Here is a 15,939-nt window from a genome sequence, read left to right as displayed (position 1 = left end):
GCGATCCTTTGATTTTCTGTAGTTTCTCATTAGTCTGTCTGAATCAATCTTCAGACTCAGGACTTAGGACTCAAGACTTTGTTCCGTGGTAATATCAGTGACACGAAATCGCAAAAAGCCGTGGCTACTGTATTAAAATCTCATCGAGCATCAAGAAGGCGTAAACATTCAGAGCATCCTCTTCAGCGTTTGCTGGAGTATGGACACCAGTATCGTAAACAAATTTGGCTGGCGACTACTTATTCTATCCTCAATAAATTTTTCGATTTAGCACCACCCGGCTTAATTGGCGTGGCGGTGGATGTGGTAGTTAAGCAACAGGATTCCATAATTGCCCAGTTAGGGGTACGGGATGTCTTTCAACAATTTTTGATTATTTCCTTCCTGACTGTGGTCATTTGGATACTAGAATCAGTTTTTGAGTACGCCTACGCTCGACTTTGGCGGAATTTGGCTCAGAATATTCAGCATGACTTGCGTTTGGATGCCTACAAACATTTGCAAGAGTTGGAATTGGCTTATTTTGAAGAACGCAGCACTGGCGGTTTAATGTCTATCCTCAGTGATGATATTAACCAATTAGAGCGGTTTTTGGATGGAGGAGCAAATGATATTATCCAAGTTTCTGCAACTGTCCTAATTATTGGCGCTGCTTTCTTTATTTTGGCTCCTAGTGTAGCTTGGATGGCTTTGTCACCGATGCCATTTATTCTTTGGGGTTCTTTTGCCTACCAACGACTACTAGCACCTCGCTACGCTGATGTCCGCGAAAAGGTAGGTTTTCTCAATTCGCGGTTGTCAAACAATATCAGCGGAATTACTACGATTAAAAGTTTCACCTCTGAAGCTTATGAAGCCTCTCGTTTGGAATTAGATAGTGACGCTTACCGCCACAGTAATTCTAAGGCAATTACTCTTTCTGCTGCTTTTGTGCCGTTAATTCGGATGCTGATTTTGGTGGGGTTTACGGCATTACTTTTGTATGGCGGAATGGCAGCAGTTTCAGGAGCAATGTCTGTAGGTACTTACAGCGTATTAGTGTTTTTAATTCAGCGTTTGCTGTGGCCTTTAACTAGATTAGGCGAAACTTTTGACCAATATCAAAGGGCAATGGCTTCTACTAATCGAGTCATGAATTTGTTAGATACTCCTATCGCCATTCATACAGGTGATGTAGCGTTACCTGTAGATAAAGTGCGCGGTGAAGTGCAATTTAACAATGTTTATTTTGCCTATAAAGATAGATTTCCAGTGATTAAAAATCTGTCTTTGGATATTCCGGCGGGGAAAACCATTGCAATTGTCGGTTCAACTGGTTCTGGTAAAAGTACTTTAGTCAAACTTTTATTGCGGTTGTATGAGGTGCAAGCTGGAAGCATTACTCTGGATGGGATTGACTTGCAAAGTTTGAATTTGCAAGATTTACGGCGCTGCATCGGTTTGGTGAGTCAAGATGTGTTTCTATTTCATGGCACTGTAGCGGAGAATATTGCTTATGGTAGCTTTGAGACTACAGAGCAAGAAATCATCACAGCGGCGAAGATAGCCGAGGCGCACGAATTTATTATTGAATTGCCCGAAGGTTATGAGACAATTGTGGGGGAAAGAGGACAAAAGTTATCTGGTGGACAAAGACAACGGATTGCGATCGCCCGTGCAGTCTTGAAGAATCCCCCCATTTTGGTTTTAGATGAGGCTACCTCAGCGGTGGATAATGAGACAGAAGCGGCAATCCAGCGATCGCTAGAAAGGATTACAGTAGATAGAACTACAATTGCGATCGCTCATCGTCTTTCCACCATCCGCAATGCCGATTGCATTTATGTCATGGAACATGGGAAATTAGTAGAGTCGGGAACCCATGAGCAATTGCTGGAGAAAGACGGTATTTATTCCGGCCTCTGGCGTGTACAGTCAGGTTTGAGGTGAGTTTCGCCTATTGTCTGTGTCTTCATTACGAATTATTTATGTTTTTTGGTAATAGTCAACCAGAATCAGGTGATAACAAATGGCGTCGCCAGTTGGATAAGTTTGTCAAAGCAAATCAGCAAGAGTTGGCGGCGCTGTTTTGGGGATTATGGTTAGCAAATGGTGACAGTCAGGGTACTGTTGGTATTGATTTGCAACCAACGCCGCATTTTGTTTATTGTCCGAAAGAGCAGATAGAGAATTTAAATATTAAGGTTGAGAATCGGCTTCAGGAAATTTTGGGAATTGTTGAGAATCACAAGCCGGATGTGGAAGTTGTGATGATTGGGATTGGGAAGGGGGAAATTAAGTTAATTCAGTTTGCACCGGAACCAGCACCACCGATTTGTTTTGAGCAAGCTGGGAAGGATGTGGATGGGTTGTTGGATGTGCTAGAAGAGAGGATGAGGGAGGAGATTGTTTTTTAACGCGCGATCGCAATTATATTCATCTCTTAACCTTCACAGGCGATCGCTCATCATTCTACAATTTAGGTGGAGCGATCGCCCTCATAACACCATCATTCCACCTCAGAACAAGAACATTCTCGTTTGAAACAGGAACGTTCTCACTTGGAACAAGAACATTCTCGTTTGAAATAGGAACGTTCTCCTTTGGAACAAGAATATTCTCGTTTGAAACAGGAACGTTCTCACTTGGAACAGAAACGTTCTTGTTTGAAACATGAAACTTCGAGTTCAGAACAGGAAACTTGGAGATAAAAGCTTGATTGATGAGGTTGGGAACTTGAATTTTGCTATTGTGAGGTGAGGCGATCGCGCAAATATGCTAAATTTTCACGCGCAGTAACAGTATGAGGATGATTAATTCCTAGCAGTGGCTCCAAAATACTTAAGGCTTGGATGTACAGGGGTTCAGCTTCGCTGTATCTGCCTTGGGAGTCGTAGAGATACGCTAGGTCGTTAAGGCTGAGTGCAACATCAGGATGTTTCTCTCCTAGCAAGCGTTGTGTAAATTCCAAAGCTTTCAGGTACAAGAGTTCGGCTTCGCTGTATTGTCCTTTAGATTTGTAGAGTAATGCCAAGTTATTGAGACTAAGTGCAACATCAGGATGTTCGTCTCCTAGAAGGTGTCGCGTTAGTTCTAAAGCTTGCAGGTACAAAGGTTCAGCTTCGCTGTAACGTCCTTGAGAGTAGTAGAGTACTGCCAAGTTGTTGAGGCTGTTAGTAAAATCAGGATGTTCGTCTCCTAGAAGGTGTCGCGTTAGTTCTAAAGCTTGCAGGTACAAAGGTTCAGCTTCGCTGTAACGTCCTTGAGAGTAGTGAAGTGCGGCCAAGTTGTTGAGACTTTGCGCTACATCAGGATGTTCTTCTCCTAATAGGCGTTGTCTAAGTGCCAATGCTTGCAAGTAAAGGGGTTCGGCTTCGCTGTATCTTCCTTGAAAGTAGTAGAAACCAGCCAGATTGTTGAGACTTTGCGCTACATCAAGGTGTTCTTCTCCTAATAGGCGTTGCCTGAGTGCCAATGCTTGCAAGTAAAGGGGTTCGGCTTCGCTGTATCTTCCTTGGCATTTGGAGAGTTCCGCTAGATTATTGAGGCTAATGGCAAAATCAGGATGTTCCACTCCAAGTAGGCTTAGCCTGAGCGCCAATACTTTGAGGTGAAGAGGTTCAGCTTCGCTATATCTTCCTTGGCATTTGTAAAGTTCCGCTAAGTTATTAAGGCTGGTAGCAAAATCAGGATGTTCCGCTCCGAGTAGGCATTGCCACAATTTTGAAGCTTGAAGGCAAAGCGGTTCGGCTTCGCTATATCTTCCTTGGGATTTGTAAAGTAAGGCTAAGTTGTCAAGGCTTTGTGCAACATCTGTATGTTTCTCTCCCAGCAAGCGCTGCCTAAGCGCCAATGCTTCCAGCTGAAGGGGTTCAGCTTTGCTGTATCTTCCTTGGGAACGGTAGAGTTCTGCTAGGTTGTTGAGGCTAGTGGCGACATCTGGATGTTCTTCTCCTAAGTGCTTTTTAGTAACTTCTAAACAGTGCTTACACCAAGATGAAGCCTGGTCATATAGCCCCTGGTATCTATAAAAAGTAGCATTACCAATGAATACCCAAGTTAAATCTTTATCGTTAACGTATTGAATCAGATTATTCGCTACTTCAGCTATGTGAGGAATGGCGGGGGAAACAGCAGTAATTTGCTCAAGAGTCGGTGTTTCAGGAATATCTTTAGCAACTGTTACCATTACCCGGCAAAGCGATCGCTTAAATTCCTCTGCCTGCTCTAAACCTGTAAGCTTATCTTGGAAAAACTTCCGCAGCAGGGGATGTAACTGATAAATTCCCTCACGTTTGGGCTGAAGTAAATGGAACTGTAACAAATCACGTCTGCTTTTTTTCCAATTTTGAGCCTCATTATTTATTGTTATACCCTCCACCAATTCCCAAGAAATCGGAGCTAAAGCAAATAAACTCAGAAGACAGCCTAAAAGTTGGGCATTTTCTCGCAATCGTCGCCAACTCAACTCAAAAGCAGCAGCCACACCCAATTTAGCAGTCATTTCTGGTCGAGCTTCGTCTAAAGCTTCATTTTTCAGACGCTCATTTTCTAAATCTTGCAGCATTTCTGCTAGGGATAACTCTTCATCAACTAACAAATAACGCCCGACTAATTCTAAACCCAAGGGCAAATATCCCAGCCACTTACAAAGTCTTCTCGCAATCAAAGGTTCGCGTCGCAGTCGTTCTCTACCCACTAAGGATTTTAATAACTGCATTGCCGCTAGTGGTTTCAGCACATCTAAATCTAATCGCACTATCGGCGGCTGTAATTTTTCCCGCGTGGTAATTAACTGCTTAAACCGGGAAGGAACAGACTCCAGATAACACCTGACTTCTTCTCTATAGTTAGTGACGTTATCAATTACCAGCAGAACCTCACCCTCATGCCATTGTCTGAGACAAGATTGCACTTGCCCAACTAAATCTAAGTCTTCTGGGATGTTTAATTTTAGGCAAGTACGCGCAAACAGCACGAATTGCACTCCCACATCCTGTAACGCGGACAACCAGCAAATCCCACCTTGATAAGTTACGCGGTGCAAATTGGCATATTGCAAAGCTAGTTCTGTTTTGCCGACTCCACCCATACCCGCAATTGCCACCTGTTGATTTTCCTGCAACAGCTGGTGGAGGTTTCGCAATTCCGCTTCACGTCCGACAAACTCCTTTACCCCACTCAAGGGAATATTCTCGTAATGGGTAGGTATGGGTTTAGTTTTTCTACCTTCCGCACGCTGCACACCGGGTAATTCTTCTCTTCGGCGTTGCCATTCTGCATCAAATTTTCTCAAATTCCCGTCTTTATCGTCTTTGTCATCCCAAAGCGTCAGCCGAAAGTGCCAGTCCTCCGAACCTCGCTTAGGTACGCGCAAATCTTCGAGAATACCTAAAAAATCTTCAAGTCGTTTTAATGCTTCTCGGACTTCTTCTTTGGTTAAACCGCTAAGTTCCGCTAGAACTTTTAGCTGTGTCCTCACTATTACTTGCTTCGACCTTTCCCAGTTCAGAGGAATGTTGAAACGTTCGCTGTTTTCTAACTCGTAATTGGCATAAGCCAAAAACCTTTCTAACAGCGTCTTTACTCGCGCTTTGACCTCATCACCGTAGCTAACACGCGCCATCAGTTATTCTTGCCCAAATTTGCGACAAAGTTTAGGGATTCCCCAAACTTAATCTAGCATCCCCAAACTTGAAGCACTGAAAACTCACACATTACAGCCAACAGACAACGGCTTTTGCTTTCATGTACTACCCCAAATTTACCGTTACTTCAGTGTTTGAGGTAAAGCGAATGAAAGTTAAGAAGCTGATGGCGGTTTTGTTATTTCTGATTCCCCTAATTGCCGACTGGTTTATCCCCGGTTCAGGTATTGTCATTGAGTTAGCCTTCCTGATTTGGGAATTGCTGGAACCGCAGGAAACAGAGGAGGGTGATTTCAAATAATTAATAATATTTGAACCCAGAGGAACGCTGAGAAAAACGCAAAAAGACGTAGAGAAATACTATGGTTTTCTCTGCGTAGCTTTTTAATTTATTAGCTGTGCCACAGTTTATTATTCTACAATTGCATCCCCCAAACTACATTCTGGGAACTGGGATAAAGCCTGAGCCGCCAAAAAATAGGCGCACTGATATACTAGTCGAATTCTTGGGGTACTTCTTTAGCCCCTTTTATTTCCCAAACAGTTGTATTTTGAGAATCTGAACTCCGAGAGCAAAACTCGTAATGTTTAGTTTACCTTTACAAGGCTACCATTCACCACTCCAATTTCAGATAAACGGTATTCACACGCGAGAAAATACTCAAATTGGGGAAACCTAATAAATATCAAGGGTGCTAAAGTACCCGCGTCGTTCTTCCTCCCTGGTTGAAAGCCAGAGAGTTCCTAAACTTCTATGAGGTTGTATGAAAGAGATCAAAAATAAAATTACAAATAAATTAGAGCGATTATTAGAACAATGGTTAGTACCTCGTCTGGTACGTTGGGGAGAATATCTAGAAACCAAAATCAGGCGCTACAAGCATCAAGAACTGAAGAGTCAATTAAAATTTAGTGGCTCAGGTCTACGATTTAAGCGAGACTTGAGAATTGAACACCCGCAAAATGTATCTCTGGGAAATAAAGTCTATATTGGACAAGATGTCATATTAGATGGACGTGGCGGAATTACAATTGGGGACAACACAACACTTGGATTTAACGTGGTTATCCTCTCCGCAAATCACGATTATCAAAGTAATGATTTGCCTTATGAACATAATGTCTATATTCATAAACCTGTTGTCATCGGTCGCAATGTTTGGATTGGCGGCAATGTTTTAATTATTCCCGGAGTTTCCATTGGAGATGGTGCAATTGTGGCGGCTGGTACAGTTGTAACTGCTAATGTTGAACCTTTAGCAATTGTTGGAAATCAACCTATGAGAACAATAAAATACCGCGACAAAGAACATTATGAACAACTAGCTAATAAGCAAGAGAATCAGGATATCTCGTAATTATTACACGATAGTAGGGTGGGGATTAAAATGCCCACCTTACTTGCCTAAACTAGCGCTGGCGTATTTGCACGCTTAACTTGAGGAGTTGCAATCATCCGCATTCCGGCGGGTGCGGCTAAAGTTAAACCACGGCGCACAGGACGCACAGGACGTTTATTTACTAGCGAAACTTGAAATTCTGACAAAACAGTTGCCAAGACGATTTTCATTTCATACTGGGCAAATGCCATCCCAATACAGCGACGATTACCGCCACCAAAGGGTAAATATTCATAAGGTGAATATTGCCTTTCTAAAAAGCGTTCTGGTTTAAACTGCTTGGATTGTGGGTAAACTTCTTCTCGATGATGCGCTAAATAAATACTGGGGACTATTGCCGTTCCCTCTCGCAGTTCGTAGCCCATAATTTTAATTGGGGTCTTTACAATCCGCACAAAAGCAGTCATGGCAATTGGGTAAATTCGTAATGTTTCTTGGCAAACTGCTGTCAAATATGGCAATTTAGCCACACTACTCAAATCGGGGTTAACTCCAATGGTGTTGAGTTCCTGTAGCAACTTCTCACGCACCTCTGGTAAATGGTCAATCCAGTAAAAAGCCCATGTCAATGCCGAAGCGGTAGTTTCATGTCCCGCTACTAGCAGCGTCATCAACTCGTCGTGTAATTCTTCATCTGACATCCCTTGACCATCGTCGTAACGAGCCCCCATCATCAAACTCAGGATATCTTGCCGATTTTGATCTGCTTGGGCCCGACGTTCTCGAAGCAAAGCATAAATAAGTTGATCAATTTTTTGCCGTTGTTGCAGAATCCAACCCCAAGGACTCCACGCACCAAAATCTTTTTGCATGAACCGAAAGAAGAAGGCGCCAGACATTACGGGTGAACTGATGAAGTCTAGTAAATCACTTAGCGATCGCCTCAGTTCCTCAAACAGCTGTCCATCATTCAAACCAAATACAACCCGCAGGATAACACGCAATGTGATTTCTTGCATCGACTCACGGATATTAAAAGGTTTGCCAATTTGCCATTCATTACTCACCTGTCGGGTTATTTCCCGAATTTCCTCGCCGTAAGCCCGCATTCTTTCGCCATGAAAGGGAGGAGCTAATAGTTGGCGTTGGCGCTGGTGGCGATCGCCATCTGATAACATAAAGGAGCGATCGCCAAGCAAAAATTTTAGCCCTATGTTCCCCCTGCCAACCTCAAAATGGCTAGAATCAGCAGTAAAAATCTGCTCTAGTGCTTGGGGTTGACTAAAGTACACAATATGATTTTCAGAGTGACTACTCCTAATTGTGAAAGTGTCACCATAGATTTTGGCAAAATCATCTACATATTTCACCGGCTGACTAATAAACTTGATCATCCGCAGCCAGCGCGGCATTTGAGGCCCATCAGGCAGATTGTAAGTTGTTGTCATAGGACTTTGTGGAGTTGATGGCTTCTGAATTTTATTGTTACGAGTTTTCATGTTATTTAGGGTTACAGAAAGCGGTATATTCATGATTGGGGACTGAGAACTGAAAACTGAGAACTGAAAGGAAGACAAAGAGGATAATAATAACTCTTGTACAGACGCGATTAATCGCGCCTCTCCTAACTCAGCACTCAGCACGGGCTAAACGCCCCGCTAACAGAACTCACCACTCAAGAGGCAGCATCGGAAGCAAGCAGTGCCAAAAATCATCGCTATTCTCAACGGTAAAGGAGGAGTTGGTAAAACGACTACCGCAGTCAATCTGGCTGCAAACTTTGCGAAGAAAAAAAAGGTGCTGCTAATTGATGCAGATATTCAAGGTTCTGCTAGTTGGTGGTTTGGGCGCAGTCAGCAGGGAATGGGGTTTGATTTATCTCAAGAAACCGATCCGACACTTTTAGGTGATTTAGGGAAGATAACAGGTTACGATTTAGTAGTGGTGGATACACCTCCCGCGCTACGCTCTGAAGCATTAGTGGCGGTAGTTGCGATCGCAGATTATTTAGTTTTGCCTACACCCCCATCTGCAATGGATTTAGCTATCCTCGTGGAAACAGTCAAGGAAGCCGTCATCCCTGTGGGAACCCCCCATCGGGTATTGCTCACCAAAGTCGATACGCGCAGTCTGGGGGAAGCACAAGAAGCAAAAAACACTCTGACTCGCTTAGGTATTCCTACTTGTAATACTTTCATCCGTGCCTATAAAGCTCATGAACGAGCAGCACTTGAAGGTGTAGCGATTACTCAATGGCGAGGAGGAAACGCACGGGAGGCGGAATTAGACTACCGCCGTGCAGCTGATGAATTACAGCGTGATTGGAGAAAATAATAATGGCTAGGAAACAAAGTCTCTCTGACTTACTACAAGAAGAGGCGCAAAAATTTACACCCCCAGAAGGTGAATCTGCGATCGAAGTTACAGCAGAAAAAATTATCGAAGAACAAGCTTCAGATGATGAAGAATCGTTAGGACAACCACTTGAGCCAACTTCTACTAAGCGCACAAGTCCTACTAAGGCTGATTTAGAAGCAACTGTCAAAGAATTGACAAGTAATCTAGAAACAAGCCACAAAAACGAAGCATCTCTTAGACAAGAAATTACTGATTTGCAATCAAAATTATCTAAACAAAAAACATTTGTATCAGAACAAAAATCATTACTAGAACAACTAACCAAAGAACTTGATGATACCAAAAAAACAGCACTACAACTTGCAGAAGCAAATTCCCTACTTATAGAAGAAATTAATGCTTTAAAACAAACAGCAGAAGATAAATCTAAGCTTGCTGTAGCTGTAAAAGAAACTAGTGCGATAAAACCCGTAAAAGAACACTACAATCCACTTAACTACAAAAAATCACATCGTTCATCGGAAACACTCGCTCAAAATCAACCACAAAATCAACCAAATGAATATCCCGATAGTTCTAATGAGATGTGGTTACTTGACTAGAGTGAGTTAATCTTGGCTTCCCCTTCCCTTTCAGGGAAGAGGAGGCTATAAGATTGTTTTTTGCTTGTTCAATCGATGCTCTACATAACAAACGTGAATTTGTTTTGAGCAATGAATCACTTAAAACAAGGATTATTAGCACTAAAGTCCTTATTAAATACAAACTTTATTTTTTTTACGCCCAGCTAATTAATGGGTTCACCACAAAAGTTTAAAATATGCTGGGCGGTAATTTGTGGTTGTTCCAAGTGAGGAAGATGACCACAATCTTGAATCCAGATGAGAGTACTGTGTGGAATTGCTCTTTTAAACTTTGTGGCATCCTCAGTACCCAAAATTTTATCGGAATCACCCCATAAAATTAGCGTTTGTTGCACAATTTGTGATATCATCTCAAATCTAAAAGCACTATAACCACCACTTTTAGTAAAAGCAATCAGAGCTTGATGCCAACTCGGCATTTGTAGGTGTAATGCAGCACAACATAGCGCATCAACAGAGGCAAGAGTTTGATTTTTATATCCAATGCGGGAAATGCGATCGCGCACTTTCATATTACTCAAAAACTGAGTTGCTAAATAATCTAATGGGGGAAACATGAATTTGCTCAATGGTGAACCACCTGCTAACCCCGCACTATCAATTAACACCAGCTTTTCTACTACTTCGGGGTAAGCCAACGTAAAATCAATCGCCGTCGCACCCCCCATCGAAGCACCCACCAAAATTACAGGTTGGTTAATTAGACTTTTCCAGAAATAATAAAGATGGGTTTTAATCGCAGTTGGGCTATAGGCAATTCCTGAAAGTCTATCTGTAAATCCAAAACCCAACAAATCCACTGCCCAAGTTTCATTATTTTCAGAAAGTAGTGGCAAAAGCCGCCGAAATTCTAATACAGAACTGTCAAAGCCGTGAATTAATAAAATAGGAGTTCCACCACACCCTTGCTTGACAAATGTTGTGGTAACTGGTTGATTAGTTAAAGGAGTAGCGATCGCAATTGTTTGAATACTCCGGGCTAGTGCGATCGAAGTAGGTTCTGTCAGTTGTCCAACTGCTGTAGGAAGAAAATTCGGAAACATAAATTCCAGTTTATCGTATTAGCTTACTTCCACGGATTGCTGATTTTGTTAAACAACAAAATTACATAAACTAAGATGCTAAAGTATTATTTGTAATATATAAAACATAAACTAACGGCTATCAAAACATCTTAACTCCCCACTCGCCCAAAAATTATGGCATCAAAGAAAGTTTTTTAAAATGTCAAAATTGGGACTAAAGCCACGTACAATTAATATCGCCTATCCCTTAATCCAGGAGCTAATGCCATGCCAATGGCCGTTGGCGTAATTGAAACTTTAGGTTTTCCTAGTGTCTTAGCAGCAGCAGATGCAATGGTCAAAGCTGCCGCAGTCACAATTGTGTATTATGGTCAAGCGGAAAGCGCTCGCTTGTTAGTCGCCGTCCGGGGACACGTTTCTGAAGTAAATAGAGCTGTTGAAGCCGGAATCGTAGCTGGAGAGGAAGTCAAGGTTGGTACAGTAATTACCTACTACATTGTTCCTAATCCCCCAGAAAATGTGGAAACCATATTACCAATCCATTTCACTGAAGAATCAGAACCTTTCCGCATGTTCTAAGCAATTTTGCTATCAAAATCTGTAGCGAAGCTTCGTACAATTAACTTGTAGCCCACATATCGTTTATTCATACAGGAGATTAATAATGTCATTACAGGCAGTTGGAGCACTTGAAACGAAAGGTTTTCCTGCGGTGCTAGCAGCAGCAGATGCTATGGTAAAAGCTGGTCGAGTTACCCTTGTTGGTTATATCAGGGTAGGTAGCGCTCGTTTTACAGTTAATATTCGTGGCGATGTTTCTGAAGTAAAAGCCGCTATGGCTGCCGGTGTTGAAGCCGCAGAAAATGTTTATGGCGGTACACTTGAATCCTGGGTAATTATTGCTCGTCCCCATGAAAACGTTGAAGCTGTTCTACCAATTGGTTACACAGAACAAGTCCAAGGGTATAGAGAATCTGTAGAAAATCCCATAGTTAGATCGAACAATCGATAGATTTAACCTCCTGCGGGGGAATTCAAAACAAAAAATTCCCATAAATGAATTTAAAGAGAAGTTTATTGTCAGGCTTCTGACTATCAAAACTTTAGAGATTGCAAACTTTTCTGTTTTTGGATTTTGCATAAGTTGAATTTTGAAGCAGAGGGAAAGCAACAGTCAGAGTCAATAGTCAAAACAAATATTGACTTTTGACTATTCATTTTTAAGAATATAAAAGTTTTAAAAATAACTTACTAGTATTAAAGGCGTAGTTGTGGGTGAAGCTAGTTTAAAAAGGATAAATTTGCCTATCAATCCCTACTATCCAGAATAGCGTAGGCGTAGCCCGTCGTAGACATCCCTAAATAGCACACTGGGGCTGATTCCACACTATAGCGATAGTATAGATTTAAGATTTTATATAACGACTTACCATAAATCCTCTCCAATTGCTAATTTCCGTATATATACTTAATAAAATCCAAAAATATTTGTGAAATTTAACTAAATATGATTCAGCCAAGGCTTGATACTCCTTGAAAAAGAGGGAATTAAGCTAATTTATCAGAGGAACTGGGGGATTTTATGGAGCAAAATCTCATTCATACCAAGTATATTGAGATTTAACTAAGTATTTTTCTACGTAAGGAATTGTAGAAGGTTGAAACTTATACGGGTGATATAACGTCTAACATTGAGTTAAATTAGATTCGTTCGTTGTATCTATTACAAAATGTCAGATTCCCCCGATCCATCTCGTGCAATGATGTATCCTCACCACTCTAGGCAGATTTCTGTTCTCAATAAAAAAAACATAACTTTACAAAAAGTTTAAATTAACAGAATTGACCTAAATGCTTGATATACATAGCTTTTGGACATTTTGAATTGAAAATAAAACATCAATGTAGAAATTTCTGCATAATTCTAGTGAACTCAGACGTAATAAAAGTAGAATCACTGAGCTATTTTCATGATTTTCATGAAATCTGGGGCAGCTGCCAGTTAAACAATTAGGTGGGGCTAATGGGGGTTGTGATGCAAACTTCAAAATTGAGTTTCGAGGAATGCAATCTCACTATGACAACGGATGTGGAAAAACTGGCTCTGGATTGGCAAAAGCGCTTGGCTGTAGAATGTCCAGACCAAAATGAAGCCGCTAGACAAAGCATTATTCTCTGGCTGTTGGGATCTGACTCAAAACGGTTTGATCTGTTTAATCCTAAAGAACTCCATATCGCCAAGCAAGCGATGGAATATCGCTGGAGGATTTTACGTCAACGCTACTTGGGGCAGGGGCGAGAACGCGCTTATCGAAACTTGATAACGCGATTGGGAAGTTTAGTAACATTACGGAATCAGATTCAGACTTGGGTTTCCCTCAGCCGCGATCGCCAGCGCAGTGTGATGGATGTGTTGCAAGAAGTACTTCAAGAATTACTCCAAAGCGATAGCCACATGCAACAGCAAATGGCTGACATTGCCAAATATACAACTGATAGACGATTGGGAGATGCTCTGCTTTTTGCCAGTGTAGAAGAATATTGTCTGCGGCCAGTCCGCAATCAACCCTTATTAGCTTACCGATTTGTGAATTATTTACGTCGCACTCAGCGCGGTGGCTTAACCCAAGTGCCTGGGCGTGACTTGATTAGACTAGTGTCAGAAGAAGTTCTTACAGACGACAATGACAATCGAGTTAACTTAGTTGATAGTCAGGCGATCGCAGAATATCAAGAAGCACAACAACTAGAGGAACAACAGGGCCTGCGCCAGTCAGTACAAAAAGAATTTGAAAATTATTTACAAGAAAATTTGGGAACAGACGCAGTGGAATGGCTACGACTGTATCTACAAGGTAAGTCTCAGGAAGATATTGCCCAGAAACTGAATAAACAGACTAAGGAAGTCTACCGTCTGCGAGAAAAAATTAGTTACCACGCTGTACGTGTTTTTGCCCTCAAAGGTAAACCAGAACTCGTAGATAGCTGGCTTTCAGTTTCCTTGCAAGAACATAACTTGGGATTAACGCAAAACCAATGGCAACAACTTGATGGAAAATTGACTCCTTTAGGGCGGCAAATTCTAGATTTGCGGAGAGCTGGTAATTCCATAGAAGCAATAGCCCAACAGTTAAAACTCAAAACTCATCAAGTGTTAGGCGAATGGACAAAAATCTATCTTGTAGCCCAAGCTTTAAGAAGCCAAGAGTAACCTGTAGTGGGAGATGGGGACTGGGGGAGTAGGGAAAGAAGAGGAAGAAAAACTATTGATTCCTGAGCAACGCCCCATGTCCACTCCCTAATCCTCAGTATTATCCACAGTCTATAATCTAAAATTCATCTTCTACTTACGTCTACTTAAGTATATATAATTGAAATTTTAACAATTAAACAAAGTATCTTTATTAACTACCTACTCAATTAGAGGCAAAATATTATATAAATAAATACCAAGCAATCGAACCTATGTTGTCTTCAGAGGGCGAACTAACAGATACCACGATAAATGGGCCACCAGTGCTAACTGCTACACAAATTAGGTGGGAAGAAGGAGGCGATGGCCAACAGATATTCCAACTGATTGATAGTCTTTTGTCCTTTGAAGCTTGCCTCTACCACCAGATTTTGCCCTTTAGATTAGAAGACAAAAATCTCTTGCTAGGTATGGTTCATCCGCAAGACAGCGAGGCCCTAGATTACGTTAGTCGCATTTTGTCTTATATCAATTGCACAATGGTGATTGAGGCGATCGCAGCCGATGCTCACCGGAGAGTACTGTCAGCCTACCTCAACCATAAGAATACATCTCAGCTAGATGCCCAACAAGTGCATCAACCAACAGCAGACTCTCCTCCAACAAATAGTCCAACTACCGTTGCTGACACACCTATTTCCTCCCTAGATACCAACTCGGAATCAAGTCAGCAACCAATATTAACGGTGTTTCAGACACAAAAGCGTCAACATTCTGGGCAGCGAGTAGACTTGCCTCCGATCCCAGAGCTAGACCAATTATCTCAAACTACGACGTTATTGACCCCTATTGAGGGCGAGAATTCCGAAGCAGCACCAAACAATTTACCGATTTTGCCCACACAAGCTTCTGAAGTACTTAGTCCTATTGAGTTGCTACCAACACTACCAGCCAAGAAATTACTAGAAGAATTACTAGGGCGAATCCTGGCTGGGGGAATTGGTCGGTTGTATTTAGAAAGACAAGCTTACGAAGGCAGAATACTGTGGAGTGACAATGGAGTTTTACAGTCTGTATTAGACAAACTGCCGCTCTCGGTTTTCCAAGGAGTACTGAATGAATTAAAGCGGTTTGCTTCCCTGCCTATCACCACAGTTACAGAACCAAAACAGATAGAGAAAGAATACGTATATCAAAAAAACCGCTTATTATTACGCTTGCGAGTCATGCCGGGAATCTACGGCGAAGAGGCAACCCTCCAAGTATTACGGGGAGCAGCATTAAAGTTTTATCAACAACAACAGTTGGCGCGTCTCGGCCGCGATGCTTTAGGAATTTCTCAGCAACTAAGCTTCAAGTTACATGAACTACAAGAACGGTTTTTACTGAATCCCAGCCTTGATTCTCAGCAATTAGAGGCTTTGGTTGCTCTGAATCAACTAGTGAAAAATTTAGACCAACAAATCAAAATACTGGCACTAGATAGCAATCCCCCAACAAGCAGCAAATCATCGGTCTGTCAGTGAAACCGCTGATTTCGATCGCATACATAATTGTTATGTTGTAATGGAACCTGAGACCGATTAACCTCAGAGGTTCATCTCCAATAAATACAAATTTTGCGCTCGTATTCTGAGTAAGATTACGGTTTGAACAAGCTTATAGTAGCAAAGTTAGTTTTCCGCTCTTGAATCCCATTGTTGCAAATATTTCATGCTAACTGAGGTTTTTAGTGAACTTTTCCCCTTAATG

Annotated in this window: 13 protein-coding genes; 10 read left to right on the top strand and 3 right to left on the bottom strand. The window is 41.8% G+C overall.

Annotated elements, in window-relative coordinates; translation table 11 throughout:
* The first annotated feature begins 120 nt into the window (after positions 1-120).
* Both HWQ44_RS18030 and HWQ44_RS18025 read left to right on the top strand, forming a co-directional pair.
* Complete coding sequence (locus HWQ44_RS18030; RefSeq protein ID WP_292721137.1) at positions 121-1,929, top strand: ABC transporter ATP-binding protein; 1,809 nt, start codon at positions 121-123, stop codon at positions 1,927-1,929.
* Positions 1,930-1,967: 38 nt separating this feature from the next.
* Positions 1,968-2,396 (top strand): hypothetical protein, encoded by a 429-nt coding sequence (locus HWQ44_RS18025; protein WP_292721134.1) that lies wholly within the window; start codon positions 1,968-1,970, stop codon positions 2,394-2,396.
* A gap of 329 nt (positions 2,397-2,725) precedes the next feature.
* Here the strand turns inward: HWQ44_RS18025 and HWQ44_RS18020 are convergent, their stop codons facing one another.
* Complete coding sequence (locus HWQ44_RS18020) at positions 2,726-5,605, bottom strand: tetratricopeptide repeat protein (protein ID WP_292721131.1); 2,880 nt, start codon at positions 5,603-5,605, stop codon at positions 2,726-2,728.
* Positions 5,606-5,727: 122 nt separating this feature from the next.
* Between HWQ44_RS18020 and HWQ44_RS18015 the strand changes: the two genes are divergently transcribed.
* Both HWQ44_RS18015 and HWQ44_RS18010 read left to right on the top strand, forming a co-directional pair.
* Positions 5,728-5,928: a hypothetical protein gene (locus HWQ44_RS18015; RefSeq protein ID WP_292721128.1), complete on the top strand. Its 201-nt coding sequence runs from the start codon at positions 5,728-5,730 to the stop codon at positions 5,926-5,928.
* A 463-nt stretch (positions 5,929-6,391) separates the two neighbouring features.
* Positions 6,392-6,985, top strand: a complete 594-nt coding sequence (locus tag HWQ44_RS18010) for an acyltransferase (protein WP_292721125.1) — start codon at positions 6,392-6,394, stop codon at positions 6,983-6,985.
* A gap of 47 nt (positions 6,986-7,032) precedes the next feature.
* Here HWQ44_RS18010 and HWQ44_RS18005 read toward each other — a convergent pair whose 3' ends face one another.
* Positions 7,033-8,415: a cytochrome P450 gene (locus tag HWQ44_RS18005; RefSeq protein ID WP_292721123.1), complete on the bottom strand. Its 1,383-nt coding sequence runs from the start codon at positions 8,413-8,415 to the stop codon at positions 7,033-7,035.
* A gap of 253 nt (positions 8,416-8,668) precedes the next feature.
* Here HWQ44_RS18005 and HWQ44_RS18000 point away from each other — a divergent pair, with 253 nt between their 5' ends.
* Both HWQ44_RS18000 and HWQ44_RS17995 read left to right on the top strand, forming a co-directional pair.
* Positions 8,669-9,301 carry a ParA family protein gene (locus tag HWQ44_RS18000; protein ID WP_292721120.1) on the top strand — a complete coding sequence of 211 codons (633 nt, stop codon included), beginning with the start codon at positions 8,669-8,671 and terminating at the stop codon, positions 9,299-9,301.
* Between the two features lie 2 nt (positions 9,302-9,303).
* On the top strand, positions 9,304-9,927 hold the full coding sequence (locus tag HWQ44_RS17995; protein ID WP_292721119.1) for a hypothetical protein: 624 nt from the start codon (positions 9,304-9,306) through the stop codon (positions 9,925-9,927).
* Between the two features lie 185 nt (positions 9,928-10,112).
* On the opposite strand, the gene HWQ44_RS17990 is transcribed toward HWQ44_RS17995, so the two are convergent.
* The gene (locus HWQ44_RS17990) at positions 10,113-11,012 is read right to left on the bottom strand and encodes an alpha/beta hydrolase (RefSeq protein WP_292721116.1); all 900 of its coding nucleotides are present in this window, start codon (positions 11,010-11,012) and stop codon (positions 10,113-10,115) included.
* Between the two features lie 249 nt (positions 11,013-11,261).
* Between HWQ44_RS17990 and HWQ44_RS17985 the strand changes: the two genes are divergently transcribed.
* The 4 genes from HWQ44_RS17985 to HWQ44_RS17970 all read left to right on the top strand — a co-directional run bounded on the left by HWQ44_RS17985 (position 11,262) and on the right by HWQ44_RS17970 (position 15,713).
* Positions 11,262-11,573 carry a BMC domain-containing protein gene (locus HWQ44_RS17985; RefSeq protein WP_094352432.1) on the top strand — a complete coding sequence of 104 codons (312 nt, stop codon included), beginning with the start codon at positions 11,262-11,264 and terminating at the stop codon, positions 11,571-11,573.
* A gap of 85 nt (positions 11,574-11,658) precedes the next feature.
* Positions 11,659-12,006, top strand: a complete 348-nt coding sequence (locus tag HWQ44_RS17980; protein WP_292721114.1) for a carbon dioxide-concentrating mechanism protein CcmK — start codon at positions 11,659-11,661, stop codon at positions 12,004-12,006.
* A 1,011-nt stretch (positions 12,007-13,017) separates the two neighbouring features.
* Positions 13,018-14,205: a HetZ-related protein 2 gene (locus tag HWQ44_RS17975; protein WP_292721111.1), complete on the top strand. Its 1,188-nt coding sequence runs from the start codon at positions 13,018-13,020 to the stop codon at positions 14,203-14,205.
* Positions 14,206-14,459: 254 nt separating this feature from the next.
* Positions 14,460-15,713: a pilus assembly protein PilB gene (locus HWQ44_RS17970; RefSeq protein ID WP_292721109.1), complete on the top strand. Its 1,254-nt coding sequence runs from the start codon at positions 14,460-14,462 to the stop codon at positions 15,711-15,713.
* Positions 15,714-15,939 lie beyond the last annotated feature (226 nt).

This window comes from Nostoc sp. JL34, assembly GCF_017114945.1.
In the GTDB taxonomy this organism is placed as follows: Bacteria; Cyanobacteriota; Cyanobacteriia; order Cyanobacteriales; family Nostocaceae; genus Nostoc.
The sequence above is the reverse complement of the archived record's forward strand: the minus strand, read 5'-3'. Positions and strand labels throughout refer to the sequence as shown.